The sequence below is a fragment of the Zarconia sp. genome (assembly GCF_057467645.1).
The window spans coordinates 1-21,371 of sequence record NZ_JBRJXU010000054.1 but is presented as its reverse complement, the minus strand read 5'-3'; the positions used below and the strand labels follow the sequence as shown (position 1 = coordinate 21,371).

14 protein-coding genes are annotated in these 21,371 nt (G+C 51.4%); 8 read left to right on the top strand and 6 right to left on the bottom strand.

All coding sequences use genetic code 11. The features are described from left to right. Positions 1-101 precede the first annotated feature (101 nt). Together AC2215_RS07390 and AC2215_RS07385 are read right to left on the bottom strand one after the other, a co-directional pair. A complete protein-coding gene (locus AC2215_RS07390) occupies positions 102-707 on the bottom strand; it encodes a Uma2 family endonuclease (protein WP_486809325.1) in 606 nt (201 codons plus the stop codon). A gap of 45 nt (positions 708-752) precedes the next feature. Then, the gene (locus AC2215_RS07385) at positions 753-1,664 is read right to left on the bottom strand and encodes an alpha/beta hydrolase (RefSeq protein WP_486809324.1); all 912 of its coding nucleotides are present in this window, start codon (positions 1,662-1,664) and stop codon (positions 753-755) included. Positions 1,665-2,470: 806 nt separating this feature from the next. Between AC2215_RS07385 and AC2215_RS07380 the strand changes: the two genes are divergently transcribed. The 5 genes from AC2215_RS07380 (at position 2,471) to AC2215_RS07360 (ending at position 11,811) form a co-directional block, all read left to right on the top strand. After that, positions 2,471-4,042 carry a hypothetical protein gene (locus AC2215_RS07380; RefSeq protein ID WP_486809323.1) on the top strand — a complete coding sequence of 524 codons (1,572 nt, stop codon included), beginning with the start codon at positions 2,471-2,473 and terminating at the stop codon, positions 4,040-4,042. A gap of 357 nt (positions 4,043-4,399) precedes the next feature. Beyond that, positions 4,400-4,894, top strand: a complete 495-nt coding sequence (locus AC2215_RS07375; protein WP_486809322.1) for a hypothetical protein — start codon at positions 4,400-4,402, stop codon at positions 4,892-4,894. Between the two features lie 382 nt (positions 4,895-5,276). Then, the gene (locus tag AC2215_RS07370) at positions 5,277-8,999 is read left to right on the top strand and encodes an ExeM/NucH family extracellular endonuclease (RefSeq protein WP_486809321.1); all 3,723 of its coding nucleotides are present in this window, start codon (positions 5,277-5,279) and stop codon (positions 8,997-8,999) included. A gap of 432 nt (positions 9,000-9,431) precedes the next feature. Continuing rightward, the gene (locus AC2215_RS07365; RefSeq protein WP_486809320.1) at positions 9,432-10,328 is read left to right on the top strand and encodes a hypothetical protein; all 897 of its coding nucleotides are present in this window, start codon (positions 9,432-9,434) and stop codon (positions 10,326-10,328) included. Positions 10,329-10,656: 328 nt separating this feature from the next. Beyond that, on the top strand, positions 10,657-11,811 hold the full coding sequence (locus AC2215_RS07360; protein ID WP_486809319.1) for a calcium-binding protein: 1,155 nt from the start codon (positions 10,657-10,659) through the stop codon (positions 11,809-11,811). 151 nt (positions 11,812-11,962) lie between these two features. On the opposite strand, the gene leuB is transcribed toward AC2215_RS07360, so the two are convergent. Continuing rightward, on the bottom strand, positions 11,963-13,048 hold the full coding sequence (gene leuB, locus AC2215_RS07355; protein ID WP_486809318.1) for a 3-isopropylmalate dehydrogenase: 1,086 nt from the start codon (positions 13,046-13,048) through the stop codon (positions 11,963-11,965). Positions 13,049-13,213: 165 nt separating this feature from the next. Next, positions 13,214-13,906 (bottom strand): hypothetical protein, encoded by a 693-nt coding sequence (locus AC2215_RS07350; RefSeq protein WP_486809317.1) that lies wholly within the window; start codon positions 13,904-13,906, stop codon positions 13,214-13,216. Positions 13,907-14,254: 348 nt separating this feature from the next. Here AC2215_RS07350 and AC2215_RS07345 point away from each other — a divergent pair, with 348 nt between their 5' ends. After that, complete coding sequence (locus AC2215_RS07345) at positions 14,255-14,692, top strand: GUN4 domain-containing protein (RefSeq protein ID WP_486809316.1); 438 nt, start codon at positions 14,255-14,257, stop codon at positions 14,690-14,692. Positions 14,693-14,810: 118 nt separating this feature from the next. Here the strand turns inward: AC2215_RS07345 and AC2215_RS07340 are convergent, their stop codons facing one another. Beyond that, the gene (locus AC2215_RS07340; RefSeq protein ID WP_486809315.1) at positions 14,811-15,296 is read right to left on the bottom strand and encodes a peptidoglycan-binding domain-containing protein; all 486 of its coding nucleotides are present in this window, start codon (positions 15,294-15,296) and stop codon (positions 14,811-14,813) included. A 327-nt stretch (positions 15,297-15,623) separates the two neighbouring features. Here AC2215_RS07340 and AC2215_RS07335 point away from each other — a divergent pair, with 327 nt between their 5' ends. Then, positions 15,624-17,969, top strand: coding sequence for a cellulase family glycosylhydrolase (locus AC2215_RS07335; RefSeq protein WP_486809314.1), 2,346 nt, complete (start codon positions 15,624-15,626; stop codon positions 17,967-17,969). Between the two features lie 23 nt (positions 17,970-17,992). On the opposite strand, the gene AC2215_RS07330 is transcribed toward AC2215_RS07335, so the two are convergent. Continuing rightward, positions 17,993-20,359: a CHASE2 domain-containing protein gene (locus AC2215_RS07330; protein ID WP_486809313.1), complete on the bottom strand. Its 2,367-nt coding sequence runs from the start codon at positions 20,357-20,359 to the stop codon at positions 17,993-17,995. A 132-nt stretch (positions 20,360-20,491) separates the two neighbouring features. Here AC2215_RS07330 and AC2215_RS07325 point away from each other — a divergent pair, with 132 nt between their 5' ends. Beyond that, positions 20,492-20,824 carry a DUF6717 family protein gene (locus AC2215_RS07325; protein ID WP_486809406.1) on the top strand — a complete coding sequence of 111 codons (333 nt, stop codon included), beginning with the start codon at positions 20,492-20,494 and terminating at the stop codon, positions 20,822-20,824. The last annotated feature ends 547 nt before the right edge of the window (positions 20,825-21,371 follow it).

Here is a 21,371-nt window from a genome sequence, read left to right as displayed (position 1 = left end):
ACAGTGTCAATGAGCAGAAATTACTGAAATGAGATTATCGTGCTCCATTATAATGACACAACAGAGTAAGCTTGCAATTTCTACTGGTTGATATCGTACAATTATTCCACATTTTCGGGACTCAGTAATTCTTTCGCCGTCAAGCACAGTTGGGGGAAAGTGGGAGAGGAAATTGCCTCATCATCGCGAAATACACCAATTTCCACGTATTGTCCTTCTTCCACAAACAACACCGTCACTTGTGCCTGCTGGGGGTCGATAATCCAATATTCGGGAATGCCGATGGCGGCGTATTGAGCGCGTTTGCGTTCGTAGTCCCGTTGGCGGCTTTCTTTGCCGGGACTGACGACTTCTGCAACCATACGCGGTGGGGGCATCTCCAGGGTGATGGTAAAGCGCTTTTTAGTTAAATCCAAATGCACTTCGTCGAGAACCATGAAATCGGGGTAACGGTTTGCGGCATCCCCTGGTTCGAGAACGGGAACCTGAACTTCTCCAGTGTGGGGGTAAATCAGCGATCGCTTGACGATGCGGGCGATCGCTAACACCCAAAAGAGTTCTTTGGCAATTTCGATATTCTCTCGCGATTCCGGTGGCAACAGTACTAACTCCCCATCAACTAATTCATAGCAGTTATCTGTACCGTCGTCGTAAGCGAGGTACTCCTCAAAAGTGGCGAAGGTTTTCGGTGCAACGGTTGGGGTCATGGCGGGCATCGCCTCGTTTGCGCGGTTAATGTTATTGTAAGCCGCTCAAATTCCAAAAAAGAGGGGGAGAATATTTTCCAGGCGACCCCCCCAGGATTCCTCAGAATGCTGACCGATCGCATCTTCGGTAATAAATAGGTTCTCGTTTTCTCGATAACCAAAATTAGACACCAGCAAATCCCGCATTTCCCGACCCCGCACTGTGGCCCGTTCTTCCATAAACTCGTTGTGGAAACCACCCTCGCGCACCAATCCCCAATCGAGGTAAACTTTCGGGCGCAGGGCAGGATTTTCTAGGGTTTTCGAGGCGGAAAACATGAGTGCCGACGACTCCAGCGCCCCCATTGAGGGTCCGAGTAAATTCAGCAGAGAAAAGTCCATCGCCGAATCTAACCCCACCCAGAATGAAGGAGACAACGCCGCCACGCAGCGGAATTTTTCCGGGTGTTGGGTAGCGGTATAAAACGCTGCTAGTCCGCCATGTCCCGCCCCCATCACTAAAGTGTGTTCCGCGTCGGGGAGGGTGCGGTAGTTATCGTCGATGAAGCCTTTCACCGACTGAGCGAGGTAGGTGCTGTAGGTATCGAGTCCCCCCCAATTGCAACCGTAGACTGGGGCGTGGGTATATTCTCGATCGCGATCGACCGGATAGACGGCAACGGCGATGACTTTGCGAATGCGATTGCTCAAATACAGCCGGGAGAGAACGCCGCCAACATTCCAGGTTTTGCGATACTCCCCGCCGGGGAAAAATGCTGTATGACCGTCGTTAATGTAGATAGTAGGGTAGCGTTCTCCACTCACTTCGTAGTCCCGAGGAAGAAAAATATGGACTTTGCGCGGCGTATCCTCGGAACCGCCAACTTTGAAGTCGGGGTAGGTGTGAAAAAAACCGCCCCAATGACCGCGATCGTGAAACCAGCCGTCTTGTCTGCCTTTGTTAAAATGCTCTGCCATTCCGATTGAGGGTGTGGGTTAATGCTTGTGAGTTGCGCTCGTGGTGACTGGGACTAGTACACCACAAATCGGGCGGGACAGGCAATCGGGCTTGGGAGGCTTCGGGAGTTTGGGAGCTTCGCTTGCTCTCGGGGGCTTCGCTTGCTCTCGGGGACCAGGAAACAGTTCATAGTGGGAGCATCTTGCTCCCAATTCTCCCAAAACCCCCAATTCTGCTCTTCGCGTCCCCGCGTCCCCGCGTCATATCATCACCCCGTTCCCAACCCGCGCCTGATGTGAATAAAGACCCCGGAGCTTGACCATCTTTACCATATCTAAACGCCAGTTCGGGTTAAGGAAATTCAGCAAGCTAGGGATATCGTGTCAGTTCCAGCAATGGGTTGAAAGAGGTCGAACAACACCGGGGGAGGAGCGACCCAGGTATGAAGTAGGAACTTGGAGCCGCCTTTCCCCACACCCTACACCCTACACCCCACACCCCCCACTCGAAACTGTCTTTTCCCGAACTGAGGTTATCTATATAACGGTAAAAACATTGTCGAATAAATTTCGATCGCGACCGAGAATTTATCCTGAAAGCTCGGTTTCGTGTCAGAAGATCTTGATTGAGAGCGATATTAAATCCTGATTTTAAATATCCCCGGTGGGAGAGTCTTAAACCTCTCTAAATTTACCCGCACTTCTACCGCGACCTTCACTGACGATTTGACATCGAGCAGCGGGGAAATATCTCTTCGATGAAAGGGAAACGCTGCTATTTTCCGTACTCCAAGCCCCACCCTTCAGAGTGAAACGATAGCGAAACGATGCTGTACTTCCACTACAATTTACCCGACTCCAAATCTAAAAAAAACCGACCTGTCCAAGGGGCGATCGTACAGCAACCGGATGGCTGGTTTGCCGTGATGGATGTGTTTTTTCCCGACGATTCTGCGAAAACGAATCCCAGCTACGATCCCAAAAAAATCGATCGCTCTGTGGTTCTTTCGGGGGAAGGTAAAGTCGATCCCGATGCAGTTCCCAAAATGCTGACTTCGGCACTGAATTCTCCCGATACGACGGCCTCGAACTTTTTGGTGCAAGCAGATGGCAGCACGGCGATCGATGTGGCGGCCTCAGCCATCTTACCCGCCTCGGCGTCCAATGCGATCGCCAAAGTCCCCCAGGGATTGAAATCGGGCAAATCTCCCTATGCTGCGGTGTTGTGGACGGGAGTGAGTGTCGGACTGGCCGCGAATCTGATGACGATCGCCGCTGGGGCGTATATGCTCTACGATTTGCCCCAGGAAGAAGCGGAAATTCTCGCCAAAGCCACCCAAGAATACGAGGCGGGAAATCTCCAGCGAGCCATTATGCTCGCCAACTCCGTCGAAGCGCAAGATACCATCACCCAGTGGCAGCAAGATTGGCAAGCCGCCAGCCTCAAGTATGCGGAAATTGAAGGGGCGTTTTCGAGAGGACAATGGCAAGCGGTGTTGCGAGGCGCGCGGGAAATGCCCCAACTCGATGCGTGGCAGCAAAAACTCAAACCGATGGTGGAAGATTCCCTCGCCCAACTCGAAACCCTGGGGGAACAGTGGGTGCAGCAAGCCTACGACTTAGCGGCGCAAGAGGATTACGCCGGGGCGTTGCAGGCGTTGCAACAAATTCCCCAAGGCACGGCACTCTACGCCCAAATTGAACCCAAACTCGCCGAATACCAGCGACAGCAACTACTCAAGCGAGATGCGGTGGCCGGGGAATGGGTGCAGTATGCCTACGATTTGGCGCGTCAAGGAGACTTTACGGGCGCCCTCGATGCCCTGCAACAGGTTCCCGAAGGCACGGAACTCTACAGCAAAATTCAGCCTAAACTGGCGGAGTACGAGGAGAAACGGCAAATCAAACGGGAAGTGGAAGCCCATCAGTGGGTGGAGGAAGCTTACCGACTCGCGGCCCTGGGAGACTTTGACGGGGCGCTGCAAGCCCTGCAAGAAGTTCCCCCCGATACCACCCTCTACACCAAAATTCAGCCGAAGTTTGTCGAGTACCAGGAGAAACGCCGCCAGCAGCAGGATGCGATCGCTTATCAATCGATACAAGAGGCCTACGAATTGGCCGCGCAAAGTGATTTTACCGGGGCACTAACCGCCCTAGAACGGGTTCCTTCCGGTACGGCCGCTTACGATCGCATTCAACCGAAGTTGGCAGAGTATCGGCAAAAACAGGAGATTCGCGCCCAGTGGATGGTGAAACAAGCCAGCGAACGAGCGCGGGTGGGTCGGATTGACGAGGCGATCGCCTTTTTGGAGCAGGTCCCCTACGAAACGTCGTCGTATTCGATCGCTCAGACGAAAATTTGGGAGTATAGCAACCGTTCTGTGGGTAGCGGACGGTAACGGGAGTTTGGGCTTCGGGGGCGAAGGGGGACAATGGGCGCATGGGGAGACCAGGGAGAAGAGAATTATTCAATTAACCATTCCCCAAACCCCACACCCTATCCCCCATTCCCCAATTCCCCCGATTCCGCACCTGACGTTTAATTAAATTGCTGAAAGATTTTAGATTTTGGGTTTGAAATTGTTCGTTTCTCCTTTTTTCTCAATACGAACCAGAATCAACCTATATTGTGTACTTTTATAAAGTAAATATTCCGCCTAAAAACATCTCGATATTTTGCAAGAATACTTCATATTTTTTCCGAGTTTTTTTCGTTAGACTAGATGGTGACAAGACATAATAATGAAATTTCGCAGATGACGACTTTTACAAATTTAGAAGTCAAGCGGCCGGCGTGGCAATCGATCGTGACTTTTGCGTTGGCGCTTTGGCTCGGCGGTAGCCTCGTTTTAGATTTAGTGGTCGTGCCTAGCTTATGGGAAGCCGGCATGATGACCCAGCCGGGATTTGCATCTGCGGGTTATATGACCTTCGAGGCATTCAATCACTTAGAACTCTTATTTGCCGGGACGGTGATGACTGGGATTTTATGGTTGAGCGGCACCCATTATTTTGCTGGGGGCTGGAGACGAACGGCGATTGTTTTATCCGCCATTTTGCTTGTCATTCCTTTGGTTTATACCTATATCCTCACACCCCAAATGAGTGCGATGGGCATTCAGCTGGATCTATTTTCTCCCATGGATGGCATGCCGTCGGGAATGATGCCAATGCACCTCGGATATTGGGGATTAGAGGTGTTGAAAATTGCTGGAGTCGGTGCCTTGTTATTAGGGTGCGATCGGCGATAACATCTGGAAAAAAATTCCATTGTCTTGGGTTTTTCTGAATGGGTTTTTCTTAAGCTTTATTCTCCTTGCTAAAGGATGTGTCTACTTAGGATTTGGGTGCGTCTAGAAAGAATATCGGGTGGGTCTCGCTTCAAAACTCCACCCGATATTTTTTTCGATCTATAAATATCAACAAAATATCAACAAATATGTCTCCCTCGTTGACAGAAATTTGGTGACGATCGGGAATATTTATGGTCGGACATCGAACTCAGCCGAACGATCGAGATCGAGCATCCGCATTTGTACGGAGGCAAACAGGATTCAATCCCCGTTGTAATAGAAAAGAAAAAGAATAAAATCGGCTCGATCGATTTTACATTTGCGTCTCTACCCAAATCTGATGACCCCAACCACCAGTATCCTGCGCGGCGGGATTGTCCTCAACGAAGTATTAATCGATCCGAACGGAACCCAAAACTTCGATACTGACGGTAACGGAACGGCAAACAACAACGATGAATTTGTCGAACTCTACAATCTCTCTTCAAGTGCGATCGATTTAGGGGGTTTGCAGCTTTGGGATGAAGGTCGAGATTTGTGGTTTACCTTTCCTTTAGGGACGACACTGGGGGCCGGAAAATTTGCCGTTGTCGTTGGCGGTATCCAAGCTGGGGGTTCGTTACCCAATCTCCCGGCTGGTAATCTCGCCTTCGATGCAGGACGGGGGACAGGCATTATCAATAACGGTGGCGATAACGTCGTCCTCTACGATCCCGATGCCGATGAGTACGTGCAGTTTGCCTTCAACGGCGCAGCAGCAGACGATCCGACTGCTGACTACACGGGTTTTTCAACGACTGCGACTCGGGTAGGGGCGATCGAAGATTGGGGAAACGACACCGATGGTATCTCCCGAGGACGTACCTCCGATGGCAATACCAATCTATTCAGCCACAACGACTTCGGATCGATTCGTTTGGCTTCCCCCGGCGCAACCAACCTCACCCTCACCCCCATTCACCAAATTCAAGGGGATGGCGCATCCAGTCCGGTAACTGGAAGCGTTTTCGAGATCGAAGCGATCGTTGTTGGCGACTTCCAGGGAAACGAAGAACTGCAAGGATTTTTCCTCCAAGAAGAAGATACCGATGCCGACGGCAACCCCGCCACTTCGGAAGGGATTTTTGTTTTGCACGATGCCCTCGATGTGGCGGTGGGGGATAAAGTGCGTTTAGTGGGGGAAGTGGGGGAACGTTCGGGACAAACGGCGATCGAAAATGTTTCCCACATCGAAATTCTCGATTCTGGCAACCCTCTTCCAACCACCACCACCGTCACCTTACCCTTTGCCAACGCGATCGCCCTGGAAGCCTACGAAGGGATGCGGGTTCGCTTTCCTCAAACCCTTACCGTCACCAGTACGGAAAATTTAGGGCAGTTTGGAGAAGTGGTTCTCTCCAGCCGCGGACGGTTATGGCAACCGACTCAAATTGCCTCTCCCGGCGCGGCTGCCAATGCGGTTGCGACTGCCAACGCCCTCGATCGAATTATTTTCGATGACGGTAGTACCGAAGAATATCCCGCAGATTTACGATTGCTCGATCGGGAATTTGACGCCGCTAGCCAAACCCTGCGGGGGGGCGATACAGCAACGGGGGTTGCGGGAATCGTCGGGGAGATGGGGGGCGAGTATCGAGTGCAAGTGGTCGAGGCGATCGACTTTGCCCGCGCCAATTCCCGTCCAGCAACGCCACCGGCCGTGGATGGTTCCCTACAAGTGGCGAGCTTCAACCTCAACAACTACTTCACCACCTTCGATAATGGCAGTAATGGGGCACTCGGGGCCGATCGCCTCACGGAATTCACTCGCCAGCGAGACAAAATTGCGATCGCCCTGGCAGCCATCGATGCGGATATCATCGCCCTGACGGAACTGGAAAATAACGGCTACGGACCCGGTAGCGCCATTGCCAATTTAACCGATGCCCTCAATGAGGTGGTGGGGGCGGGAACTTACGAGTTTGTGAATCCCGGCGTACCGATGTTGGGGTCTGGGGCGATCGCATCGGGATTTCTCTACAAACGGGCCGTTGTTTCTGAAGTGGGAACGGCAGCTTTTCTCGAGACACCGGGTATTTTCCAGGGGGAAAACACCAATACTCCCCCCCTCGCCCAAACCTTTGTTGTCACGGAAAGTGGGAATCCCAGTTTTGGGGAAAAAGTTACCCTCGCTGTCAGCGATTTCAAATCCAAAGCTGGAACGGGAACCGGGGCAAATATCGATGCCGGAGACGGTCAGGGAAACTGGAATCAAACCCGTGTTGAAGGGGCAAATGCCCTGACTGCATGGTTGGCGACGGATCCGACGGCGGCGGGGGATAGCGATGTGTTGGTCGTGGGAGATTTGAATGCTTACGCCCGAGAAGATCCGATCGCGGCGATCGAAGGCGCTGGATATACAAACCTCGACACGACCTCCTATTCCAGTAGCAATGGTGGGGCTTGGGGAACCCTCGATTACGCCTTCGCCAACTCTAGCCTCGCCCCCCAAATTACCGGGGTGGGCCGGTGGCGCATTAATGCCGACGAACCCGCGATTTTCGACTACAACGAAGAATTTCAATCGGCGGCGCAACTCAACAACTGGTACAACGCCGATTCCTACCGGGCGGGCGATCGCGATCCGATGGTTATCGGGTTGAATCTGGAGACTCCCATTTCCCCCATCCCAGTGACGAACCAACCGCCAGAAAACCGGCTGCCGGCAATACCAGTCACGACATTCGCGAACCAAACTCTAACCATCCCTCTGGGAATTTTCGATCCCGATGGGGGAGTTATCCCGCTGCAAGTGACCCTCACCGCTACCCAGGGAACTGTAACTTTAGGGGAGACAACCGGACTCGACTTCCTCGTCGGAGATGGGACGGAAGACGAAATCCTCTCGTTTCTGGGGACTACCGAGGCGATCGAAATTGCCCTCGCCGGACTCCGCTTTACCCCCACGATCGATTTTGTCGGGGAAGCCAGCCTTGAAATTACCACGGACGATCGCGATACCACTCGTCCCGGTGGGGCACAAACGGATACCGATCTCTTGGCAATTGCCGTCACCGCAGAAGTTCCCGCCACCCCACCGCAACCGGATTTAGAAGATAGCGGCGATCGCCCGTCCCAGACTCCGATCGATCCGGCGATACCAGCGATACCCGCAATTCCCAGCGTCCCGACGGTACCGCAATTTTGCCCCCACCTCCAGAATCTGCCTCCGTTTCCTACTCCCAACCCCACCATCAATACGATTACTGGCAATTTCATTGAAGGGGACGATAACCCCAATACCCTCGACGGTCGCAGTCAAGTTCGGGTAACGGTAGTCGCTTGGGCTGGCAATGACGATATATTGGGCAGTCCGGGCGATGACCTCCTGTTTGCTAACCGGGATGACGATCGGATTGAGGCCGGAGAGGGGAACGATTGGATTTTTGGCGGTAAGGGGAATGATGCGGCCCTTGGCGGAGTCGGCAATGACGTATTGGCGGGAGATTTCGGGGACGATCGCCTCTGGGGAGATGAGGGGGGCGACCTGCTATTTGGGAATGCTGGAAACGACTACACCCACGGAGGTTCCGGCAGCGATACGATTTATGCCGGAAGGGACGATGATGCTGCCGTTGGTGGAGTCGGCAATGATGTATTGGCGGGAGATTTGGGGAACGATTGCGTCTATGGAGAGACGGGGGACGATCGCCTGTTTGGCAATTTCGGGGCCGACGTTCTCGATGGCGGTTTGGATGACGATCGACTTTATGGCGGTCGAGACAACGATACTTTATTGGGCGGCCTCGGTGGCGACGTACTCAGTGGCGATCTCGGTAACGACTGGTTGGTGGGCGGTTTGGGGGGCGATCGCTTCGATTTTCGCCCCGGAGATGGCCGCAATACGATCGCCGATTTTACCGATGGCGTGGATATTATCGGCTTGAGAGAGGGATTGACCTTTGCCGACCTCACGTTCGCGCAAGTGGGAAACGATACTCAAATTGCGGCAACGGGACTGACGATCGTGTTACTCGGGGTAAATACGGATGCGATCGATATTATGGATTTTGCCAATCTCTAACAAGTTTTACTGTGGTAAATGTTTGCCAATAGAGAGATTTGTGGGATTTTTTTATCGGCTGCAATCGTCAATTTTCGCTCTAAAACTTCAGTATTAACACGTATAAATATATCCAACATCATTCTTTTTTGCCTGTATATTTTCTGATTTTTTAGAATTCAAGAAAATAAAATTCAGTATTTATACAAAAGGAATGACTGGATCGGTAATATTACGGATTCAAGAAGAGCTAGGGGAGTGTCAGTAGGATTTGGTAAAAATACAAAACATACCTACAAACTTTAATCTCTCTTTATTTTAATCCAGAAAAATTGCTATAGCATGATGAGCAACGTTGAGTGAAATTAACTATTGTCGCTCGGTTGCCTCGATATATTTATCCAGTAAAAGTACGCAATATCGACATTCTATCGCAGTATTCGGAGAAAAAATATGACTTTCTCTCAAAAACTAACCCAGGGTTTATTTGTATTAGCTGCCCCAGTTATTGCCGGGTCTACCCTCAGTGCTGCCCCCACCCTCGCAGCTACTTTTGCTTCGTCTTCCTCGACCGTCAATCTTTTTAACTTCAATAACACTCCCGTATCGGGTTCCCTATCAGTCAATGCCGATGCCCAAGGCTTTAGCTTAGATGGATTCGATCCCGGTTCGACGATTGATAATGGCGACTCCATCAGTTCAAGTGCTGGCAACGGATCGATTTTTGCCAATGCCGATGCCAGTGGCGCCCTCATTTTTGACGAAGACCCTGCCGAAGCCTTCAATACAACGACCAGTCAAGTGGGGGGAGATAGTCGCGAATATCTCTTTTTGGCACAAAGCGAAGCCGAAGTTATCGGTAATTTTTTCCTCGATACAGCCTCGCTATTTTCCTTTGATTTTATTATTTCCTCTCTCATCGATACCCAAATCGACAATCCTCTATCGGAATTTGTGGGTGCGGGTGCTAATATCTCATTAGCTATCTTTGGTGGAACGAGTCAATCAAATCAATCCCTACTCGATACATTTTCCTTATCTGCGATCTTGTTGAGTCAAGGTCCGGATCTTGGTACAACCCTTCAACAAAGCAGCAATAATTTTGATGTCGATGTATTCGCTGATGAAGACTTTGGCGATTCGCAAACTGAAGAATCAATTTTCTTCTTTGCCGAAGGATCTTATCAGCGAAGTTTCGATGCAAATAGTTATGTCACCGTTGTTGAAGTCAAAAATAATGTAGCAGCGGTTGCCGTTCCCGAACCCTTTGCCTCTTCAATTGCGATTTCTCTACTCGTCATGGGAGGAACCATGGGAATGCGATCGAAACTCAACCGCAAACAGTCATAGTTCCTCTAAATCTTACATAAGTTTTGTAATATTCTTACGCTGCAAAATTCAGTTTTCACGGATACCTTCTCTTCTTTTCCCACGTCCAAAGTGTCGTGGGATTTTTCTGATTTTTTCGATCTAACTCTTGTTCAATAAAAATTTGTAGGCCTTTATAGTATCTTTAAAAAAGTGCGATTGAAACAATCCTATTTATCGCGATCTCGAAAATTATTTTCTGCCAAAATGGCAACACTTTTAGAGCTTCCCTCCTTATAGTAAGACTCTTAGATACAGATATATTTTTCTTGCAAATACATCGAAAAACCTTGAGGGAGGGTTGACAAAGATGGCATTTATCAGAGGGACGAACTCGGACGACGTTATTAACGGATTTACTCAAGAGGTGGTCAGAACCATCACGTTTCCAGATTTTGGGGGTTCCACCGGTCAGATTACAGTTACGATCCCGGTTCCGGGTCTGGGACCGACCACTTCGGCAAGAGATATCGTTTACGGTCGTCGGGGAGACGATCTCATTGTCGGAATGGGTGGCGATGACTTTATCAGAGGAGACTCAGATGACGACACGGTATTAGGAGGCGATGGAGACGATCGCATTTTTGGCGGTAGTAATGACGACTTGCTTTTTGGAGATAACTTTGGTTCCGGGGACGGAGACGATTTTATTGATGGTGGCAGCGGCAACGATTTTATTTTTGGAGAGGGTGGAGACGATCGCATTTTTGGCGGTAGCGGTAACGATTCTCTCGTGGGTGAAGAAGGAGACGATCTGATTTCTGGATTGTTCGGTGATGACATTCTCGATGGGGGAACTGGGAACGATCGCTTATTTGGCGAGAACGGCAACGATCTAATTTTCGGACGGGAAGATAACGACGAAATTAATGCCGGACCCGGTGACGATACTGTTGATGGGGGGACTGGCAACGATGAAATTTTTGGAGATCGCGGTCTCAACAGCCTCGTGGGTGGTGCGGGGAACGACACGATTGACGGGGGCATCGAATTTGATACGATTAATGGCGGTAGCGGCAACGACCTACTCGATGGCGGCGATTTCAACGACCTACTCTTTGGCGGCACTGGGAGCGATACAGTTACCGGAGGTAATGGTAACGATAATATCGCCGGTATCGACGCCGGAGGTAATGGTAGCGGTGAGATCGATATCCTGACTGGAGATGGGGTCGCTGCCGACGGAACTCCATTAGTCGGGGCAGATGCATTCTTCTTGGCTAATCCCAATACCGGTCAAGTGTTGTATCTGGGTCAGGGATTTAATGACTTGGCGGAGATTCAAGATTATCAACCTGGGATCGATTCCCTCGTCATTCGCACGAGTGGCGTACCCGGAGGTCTCGATTTCTATGTGTTTGCCAACTCTCCTGCCGGTGATGGTGCCCTGTTCTTCCCCAACGGTGACTTGATTGCCGTTACCGTCGGCGTTCCCGTCGAGCAGTGGACGATCGCTGAAATTTAACCCCATTCGCCGTGGCGTTGCTCAAATGTTGCTTTTCTCGAAATGGAACGATCTGTGGCGATAGGTCAGGGTCAACGGTCGTTGACCCCGCAACTCCAGCAACATTCATTGCAGACAACGCGCACCGACTCGTGGGGAAAATTCGCCCCCCTCAACCGGCTAACGCTTCTAGCAGAACCTCCGACATCTGTTGGCAGCCGACGGGTTTCATTCCTTCGGCCATGATGTCCCCGGTGCGGTATCCCCCATCGAGAACCGCCATTACTGCCTTTTCGATGCGATCGGCAGCTTGGGGTTGGTCTAAAGCGTAGCGCAACATCATCGCCGCACTCAACACTTGGGCGAGGGGATTGGCTTTATCTTGACCGGCAATATCCGGGGCGGAACCGTGAACGGGTTCGTAAACCCCAGGACCGCCTTCCCCCAAACTCGCCGAGGGCAGCATCCCGATACTCCCTGTCAGCATCGCCGCCGCGTCGGAGAGGATATCGCCGAAGAGGTTACCGGTGACGATCGTATCGAACTGTTTGGGGGCGCGCACCAGTTGCATAGCGGCATTGTCGACGTAGAGGTGGGACAGTTCCACATCGGGATAGTTGGGGGCGAGGGCGCAGATGCGATCGCGCCACAGTTGGGAAACATCTAACACGTTCGCTTTATCCACAGAACAGAGTCGGCCCTGACGCTTACCGGCAATCTCGAACGCCACCCGTCCGATGCGATCGATTTCTCCTTCGGTGTAGGCCATCGTATTCACCCCCCGTTGTTCGCCAGTTTCCGAGGCAAAAACGCCCTTAGGTTTGCCGAAATAAATCCCTCCGGTGAGTTCGCGTACCACCATAATATCTACCCCTTCCACGACCTCTCGCTTGAGGCTAGAAGCGTCGATGAGTTGGGGCAAAATCGTTGCCGGACGCAGGTTGGCAAACAGTCCCAACCCTTCTCGCAGCCCCAACAACCCCGTTTCCGGGCGTTGGTTGCGGGGCAGGTTATCCCACTTGTAACCGCCGATGGCTGCCAGCAGAACCGCATCGCTATTGCGGCAGGTGTCGAGGGTGGCTTCCGGTAGGGGATTCCCCGTGGCATCGATGGCGGCCCCACCAATGAGGGCTTCTTGAAACTCAAAACTCAGATCGAACTGTTTCCCCACCGCTTTGAGGGCTTCAACGGCGACGGGGATAATTTCTGGGCCGATGCCATCGCCGGGAAGGAGGGTAATGCGGTAGTGCTGAGTCATGGTGCGCTGTCGGGAAATGGCGAAAATTCTAGTCGATTTTCTATCATATAGCTCAACGCGCTCTTCTTTTAGACTCAACCCGAGAATCAAACCCACCAGATAGAGTTATGGGGTGTGGGGTGACAAGGAAGAATTTTTAGCTCCCCCTGCCTCCGAAGCCCTCCATTACTGACGAATGGGAAGCGACTGCGGGTTGCGAGTCCGCTTTAACCACCGACCGCAACGACGGTAGAAGCGATAGATGGCACGGACGGCATCTAACACTGCGTAGGGAAATCGAATCGGCAGCCGACTGAGAATCGGTCGGTAAAAATAGCGATACACTCGCTTCACGTCATCCCACAGGGAACAATAATCTTCATGAAGGAAATCGGAAATATCCACCACGAAACCGCGCCCTTCGTGCATCATCACGTTGCGGCCGTGAACGTCGTGGGGGCGAAGTCCTCGGGTTCGGGCGTATTCGAGGGCAAGATCGATATCCCGAATCACCTGGGGGGGAATTCGCAAGCCCCGATGGAGGCAGTCGTAGAACGTGACTCCCTCGAGTCGCTTCAAAATCAGAACGCCATTTTTTGCCCAATAGCATTGCGAATAGGCTGGGTGGGAACCCAACCGCCGATAAACTTCCACTTCTTCCTCAAAACCGGGGCGATTGGGGGCATAGATTTTAACGACTAATGTGGGATGGTCTGGGTGACCGAATACGGCGGCGTAATTCCCCGTACCCACCAAATACCAGGGGGTGGGAATCTGGCGAACTCGAACGGGATCGTGATGGTAAACGCTTTGAATGGAGACAGTCGGCAGTAAGACTTGTTCGATTTGGGCGACTAAAGAAGGAATCTGTTTAGACATCGATACGGTTAGGCTTTTTTAAGGGTTTAGATATCTGGATCGATCCAGTTAAAAACTCACGTGTTTAACTGGAGTCGCGCAAGGGGTAGAGCTCAATTGAAAAAAATTCTTATTATTTAGGATACACGATATTGCAGCTTACTCACCTGGAATTGGGGCGACAATGATGATATGAGAAATATGAATAACCTCAATTAAGAGATAGCAAAAAATATCGAGAGAGTGGCGAGCATGGGAAGATTGAGTGAAGTCATCTTTCGATTTTCTCAGATACCGTCCAGCTTTCATTGATTCAAAAAAATTCTGTTGAGGATAAGTAGAATTTATAAAAACGAAATAGTATTTGCGATGAAACTGGAAAAAGTGCAAGCTTTACTTGAACTAGGGAAGTGGCAAGAGGCCGATCGAAAGACAACGGAAATCATGTTAGAGGCAGTCGATCGAACCCACGAAGGATGGCTCAGACTTGAAGATATCTATTCTTTTACCGGGGAAGATTTGGGTAAGATCGACTATCTGTGGAGAAAATATAGTAACAATCGCTTCGGCTTTAGCATCCAACGGAAAATTTTCCGAGAACTGGGGGGTACGCAAGCGTTTAATTTCGATCTTTGGTACGATTTTTGCGATCGGGTTGGATGGCTCGATACAGAACGTTGGCGAGCTGAGGATGATGTCAGTTTCCAATCCAAAGCAGCGCTCGGTCACCATCCAGGAGACTGGTCTTACTTTGGTTTATGCTTAGCCCATGAGGCGTGCGCTCTTCTGTGCCGTCAAGACTTTTAGATTATAGAATAACTCGATAAAATCTATAAATTTAGCGATCGAAAAGTTACTTTATAATCATCGAAAAGCGATCGCCCTCCAAGAACGATCGCCCGTGATATTTATTTAGCCGATGAAATTAGCAGTAGGCGTACTGATACAAAGCCGACCAGGTTTGGGGTCCGACAATGCCATCTACAACTAAACCATTGCGAGCCTGGAAATCTTTGACCGCAGCTCCAGTTTTATGTCCGAAGATACCATCAACGACCAGTTCGTAGTGAAAGCAATTCAAAAAGTGTTGCAATTTTTTGACATCATCCCCAGTGCTGCCTTTACGCAAAAGCGGGAATTTGGGAGAGATGGGAGCGCGGCGAGCTTCAACCAGATAGTACCAGGTTTGAATACCAACAATGCCATCCACAACTAAGCCATAGTCTTCTTGGAATTGCTTGACGGCGGCTTCAGTTTTGCTGCCGAAAATTCCATCCACTTTCAGATCGGGACCGTAGATATAGTTGAGGGTGTGCTGGATGTATTTAACATCATCGCCAGTGCTACCTTTGCGGAGGATGGGGTGGGCTTTGGCGGTTTGAACGGTTTGGGTTTCTTTGGCAAGGGTCATGTTTTTTATCCTCGTGTGTTGGTGTTGGATGTGTTTCGTTCGATGTCTTCACTGTAGGAAATTCACCAAGGACTGCGAATGCCATTCGTGTCACTTCTCGAAGCTGAATCCGAGAAGGGAATTTTTCAATTTTCGATAAATGATTCAAATCCCCAATTGGCTTGAGTGAGTACCCATCGGGGGTAGGGTGACAGTCTCGTAATTGGTCGATCTCACCATCTCTGACCGAATATTGGACTCAAGTTACGCATAATCGCGGATGTCAATCTTCGGGATGCCATGTACCCTCTAAAAACAATCAATGCGAACTCAAGCTGGGGGTTTTGTGTGGCGAACGATACGTTATATGGCGTGCATATGCTATTTGAAGGGGGTCCCTCGCGTCTCGGCGACGGGTATAGCGCCCAATCCCTCAAGAATTACATCGATGAAGCCATCAAACTCGGTTCCGACGTTATCCGGTTTCCGGGAGATTGGAATGCTCTAGAACCCGCACCGGGACAGTGGAATACTAGCTACATCAATAACGTCCGCAGTGCCATCCAATACGCCGAGGACCAGGGCGTTAAGGTGGTGATGCTGTTTGCCCAAACACCGGAATGGGCGCGTCCGAACCCCAGCGATAGCATTTGGCACCCGCCAGAGGATGCGGGGGATTTTGCCGATGCAATGGCTTACTTCTACAATCAACTGTCCAGCGTCCGCGATAACATTCTGGCTTGGGAAGTCTGGAACGAGCCAAATGTTTTTGAATTTTGGGGTAGTGCGAACCCGGCAACAGACGTGCGGCAAGTGGACGGTCAAGATGCCTTCGTTCTCGTCAAAACCCGCTTCGCCAGCGAGTATGTCGAACTCCTCAATGCCGCTTATACAGCGCTCCACAATGCTGCCAATGCCGCGAATACCGATGTCACCGTTTTAGGAGGTTCGACGGCGGGGACGGATTTTCAATACGTGCAGGCAATGATAGCCGCAGGCGCTCAATTCGATGGGCTGGCAGTTCACCCTTATACCCGAGTTAACGATACGTCGGGCGATCCAGGTTACGGAATGCCTTGGGCACCCGATGCAACTCTCGCCCAATTCAATGCGAGCGATCGACCGACCCTCAACAAGCTCTGGTCGTTCGACTACGGAATGAATCGACTCCGGAATCTCGTCTCGCAAGATGTTTGGATTACGGAGTTTGGCTGGACGATCGGGAATGGATGGGGGGACGTTTCCCCAAACACGCGCGTTCAGTATATGGAGACGGCGTTGGAGTTGATTCGAGGCTGGAATGATGTCCCCGTCGCCACAGCATACCGACTCTTTGATGACGGCGCGGGTAATTTCGGTCTTCTCAACAACAATGGCTCGATTCGCGATAGCGGGTTAGTGCTCCAGGAGTATGCAGATGGTGGTGGAGGCAGCAATCTCATTCAAGGCACTTCGGGCAACGACGAACTGTTCGGAACCGATGGTGATGACATCTTTGAAGCCCAGGCGGGAAGCGACATTCTCCGGGGACGAGATGGTAACGATTTTTATCTGGGTGGCTCGGGTAGCGATCGATTCGTCTTCACTGCCGGAGAAGATTTTGTTGGCGATTTTAACCTCAGTGCCGACAAGGTCATTTTGCTAGATTTAGGCGTTTCATCTTTTGCCCAAGTGCAACCACTTCTCCAGCAATGGGGACCGAATGCAGCGATTGTTTTCGATGCGGACACTTCAATCGTCCTGGAAAATATTAATATTGGCAATCTGAGCGCAACCCATTTCGGTTTTTCAGACCCCGGTGCGATCGTGGGGACGGCTCGAAACGATACGCTGACGGGAACGAGCGGCGCAGACACGATTCAAGGCTTGGGGGGAAGTGACCTGTTAAGAGGACTGGCGGGAAATGATGACCTCAATGGCGGTAATGGCAACGATCGACTTTACGGACAGAACGGGGCGGACGACCTCAATGGAGGCGACGGCAACGATCGACTTTACGGACAGAACGGGGCGGATGACCTCGATGGTGGCAACGGCAACGATCGACTCTTCGGAAACAACGATGCAGACACCCTCAAGGGGGGAAATGGAAACGATATCCTGTGGGGTGGTGCGGGAGGCGATGACCTCAACGGCGGCAGCGGTAACGATCGAGCATCCTACACGACGGCACCATCGGCGGTGAGAGCCGACTTGGGGGATGATGGAAGCAATACTGGCGAAGCCGCTGGCGATACTTATACCTCGATCGAACAGCTTCAGGGGTCAAAATATAACGATACGCTGCTGGGCAACTCGGCCGCAAACTGGCTCTGGGGTCACAATGGCAACGACGAACTCCACGGAAGCGGCGGCAACGATCGCGTTTACGGGCAAAACGGCAACGACCTCTTATTTGGGGATGGAGGAGCCGATCGCCTTGACGGCGGAGCGGGGAACGATTTCCTGCTCGGCGGTAGCGGGAACGATCGCTTTATCTTCGTCGGCAACTTCGGTGAGGATTTCGTGGGAGATTTTACCCAGGGGGACAAAGTACTCCTCAAAAATACCGGTGTGAGTTCTTTTGCTCAACTTCAAGGATTGATGAGCGAATTTGGCGGCAACACTTTCATTACCTTTAACGGGCAGAAGGAAATCGTTCTGGAGGGGGTGGCGGTTTCGAGTCTGTCGGGTTCCGACTTCATCTTTATTTAGCAGCCCAGTTCGCCCCAGAGGATTTAACGATTTTTCAAAAACGTCGATCGCCCCAAAACTCGATCGAACCCCCCACTTTGCAACGCGCCACTGCCGCCACTCCCCAGCAGCAATGCCAACGCTGACGGCACCAGCGGCATCCATCCCCCCCATACCAGTAGCAACCAGCAGGTACCGTACAATCCAGCCGTAGCGATACCCAGGCGCAAGGCGATTTTAAGCCAATTTCGATCGCCCCCGATAACGCAAGCGCCTACAAACGCCCAACCGCCCACCCAGAGGCATTCCCCCCATAGCGGCAACCACCAAACGAGCGATCGTCCATCTTCTACCGCACTGACAATTTGACTGGTCATTTGCGCCTGTAGCAGTACCCCCGGCAGGGTGTTGTAGGGCAGTTGGGCGGCGCTGTTGGGGGTATAGAAGTAGTCGGCGGAAATGGGGCTGGTGATGCCTATCAACACGATGCGGCTTCGCACCCACTCCGGTTCGAGGTTACCGGCGAGAACGTCGCCCAATCGCACCCGTCGCGCCACTTCCGGCAGCCGGTAGTTGAGCATAATTTGAAAGCCGCGATCGTCTAAATTTTGGTACGCCCCGCTGCGGGAGGTGAGGGGTTTGAGGAGAACATCACCAATTTGGACTTGTTTCGGGGGAATGGTTTCGGCTTCGATATCCTGGGTTGCCAGGTAGCGAAGTGCCAGTTGGCTGCTGAGGGCGAAGTTGGTGAGGCAGGGACTGGCATGGTGGGGTTGGAGGAACATCAAGTGGCGGCGCGCCAACCCGTCGGCATCTTTGATGACATCGCTGAAGCCTACCTGGGATTCGGGCATCTCGGGTGGAGGGGCAACGCCGGTTTTTTTGGGGTTGTTAGGGACTTGGGTGCTGCAAACGACGATTGCGTCGGAATTCGCCTGCAACCGGGCAAGTAGGGCATCGCGCCCCTCTCCGACGAGACGATCGCGGTAAATATCCAATCCGATGACGGCGGGTTCGAGGGCTTCGAGGCGTTCGAGGGTTCGATCGAGAATCTCATCGGGGAGGGGAAAGCCGTATTCGCTCAAATCTGCTTCTGTCGCTTCCACCACCAAAAGGCGATCGTCGGGGGATTCTGGGGGGCGCTGTCGCAAGAGGCGATCGTAGGCTTGCAGTTCCCAGATTTCCAGCCAACCGAGCGATCGAACCCCCAGTATCGCCAGGGTAGCCATAGCACTGGCTGCCAGAATCCGCCCCCAACGCCATCTCGGCAGAATTCCCCATTTCAGTGGGGGTTGGGTGAGGCTTTTCCAGGTGGGAGGAGGGCGATCGGGATTTTGGCAGATGACGGGCAACCAACTGGCACCGGGAAACTCGCTTTCGAGTCCCTGCAACCGTTCCCTGGCTTGGCGTACGGCGAGGAAGAAGGAGGTTCCCCCGGCAAAGGCGGCGAGGAAATACTCTAAAAATGCCTGGGCGACGCGATCGGGAACCGGTTCGCGCATGACAATGGTTTGGGGGATTTGCAAGTCAGCTAACTGCCGCGCTAATCCCAACCCGTCGCAGGAGTTAAAAATGGCCAGTTGCAACCCCCGCTCGATCGCCGTTTGCAGGGCGTATTTGAGTTGGGGGATGGTTAAACTTTCGCGATCGTTAATATAGATGCGTCCGGTTTCTCCTTCCGTGCGGCTGTGTCCGGCAAAAAAGAGGATATCCCAACCGCGATCGTCCCATAGGGCTTCGTTGAGTTCCGATCGTTTGGGGGTTTCGAGCCAGGTTAATTCTAGCTGTGAAATGGCAGACCTGGAAATCGCCGAGAGTAAATGGCGATCGGTTTGAATATCGATCCCTTCGCTGCTACCTAAAACTGCTAAAACTCTCACCGCCCCGGAAGCGGTTTTCGTCTGGGAAATTTTGCCCCGTTCCAAACACCCCAAAGCCACTTCCGAACGAGGATAATCCTCTAGAAAATGCCACAAATGCCAGGGCAATCGACTCGCAATGTCGTCATCGGTTTCGACAATAATTTGCAATTCGTCATCGGCGTTGAGTTCCGTGCGTAATTTGCGATCGATATTGGTAAATGTGGGTGCATTTAGCCAGTCGTTGAGTTGGGTTTGAAACTGTTGATTTAACGCCTCAAAATCGATTTCCGAAATATGGGTGATATCATCTTCTTCAATCTCGAAATCGTCATCGAAGCTGCGGCTTTGACGTTGGTAAAGGGCGCCGCAGAGCAGTTGCCAGCGTCGGTAGCTGGTGATGAGAGCTGGAGCGGGGGGTAAGCTGCCGTTGAACTGCATCGAGCTATCGAGCGAGCGATCGTCTCCCATGGTGGAAACTTGGGCGGTAACTGACCGAAAACCAGTTTCTAGACTACCTCCCACTAGGTTGAGAATCACTCGCTGGCTCATAGATATTTAAATGGGTATCGATAGGTATTAGATTTTAGATAAAATTTATACTTTACCAAATAAACTATTATAAAATAAAATCTATAATCTAATTTTTTTATATGCTATATAATGAAGAATTAACTCTTAGTTATTTTTCCCTATCAATGTGAAGAAATTTGGGTATTTGATGATGCCAGTACGGGTTTAGTTCGAGAACCGTTTGTTTGTGGCGTTCCCGAAATGATAGAGCACCTCGTGCAAGATATTCCCAACGCGAAACAGGGATTCAAGCTCATTTTTGCCAGTCAACCTTTCCCCGGATTTCAGGAAAAACTCACCTGGGTGCGTCAGGAGTACGAGGGAAATTGGTATCAAATCGAAGGACTGAATTTGGAGGGTTGGCTGTGTCCGGCTTTATTTAAGTATTTTGCCGAAGCCCCCCCGGAAATTTACGTGAAGGCAGAAGCGAAACAGGTCAGTTGAGGGAAATGCTATGGCAGTTGCCAGGTTCGTTAACGTCAGTTCGGGATAAAAAGTGTCGGTTGGGGGTGGGGTGTGGGGTGTAGGGGGCGATGGCGAGTGCTTAGAGTCGATTAGAGCCAGTGGAGTGAGAGGTTCTTCCACTGATGACTCGAATCCACATCTGTACCAGGACTTTCAAGTATCCTTAACCCGAACTGACGTTTCGTTAGGAAAATCAGTGCGAACGCGCGTGCGCGTGCATCAGCACAAACATCTTGCTCGCGTTGTCAATCAGCAAAATAACTCGGTGTCCTAACAGCCTTGGCAATGGATATAATCCAACAACCCGGACTTCACAATCGAAGCATTAGAGAAGTATTCGTCAAACTCATCGATGAAGAATTTGACCTGGCGAGTCCCGGAGCCCACAGTGCAAGAGCTAAAGAGCACCCGCCTTAGCGCGAATTAACGGGTCTTCATCAGTCGCGGCAATTTCTCGAGCCGAAGTATCTCCCAATTGCTCGAGAGCCATCAAACAGGCATATTGAAGGTGGAAAATTGGGGTCTG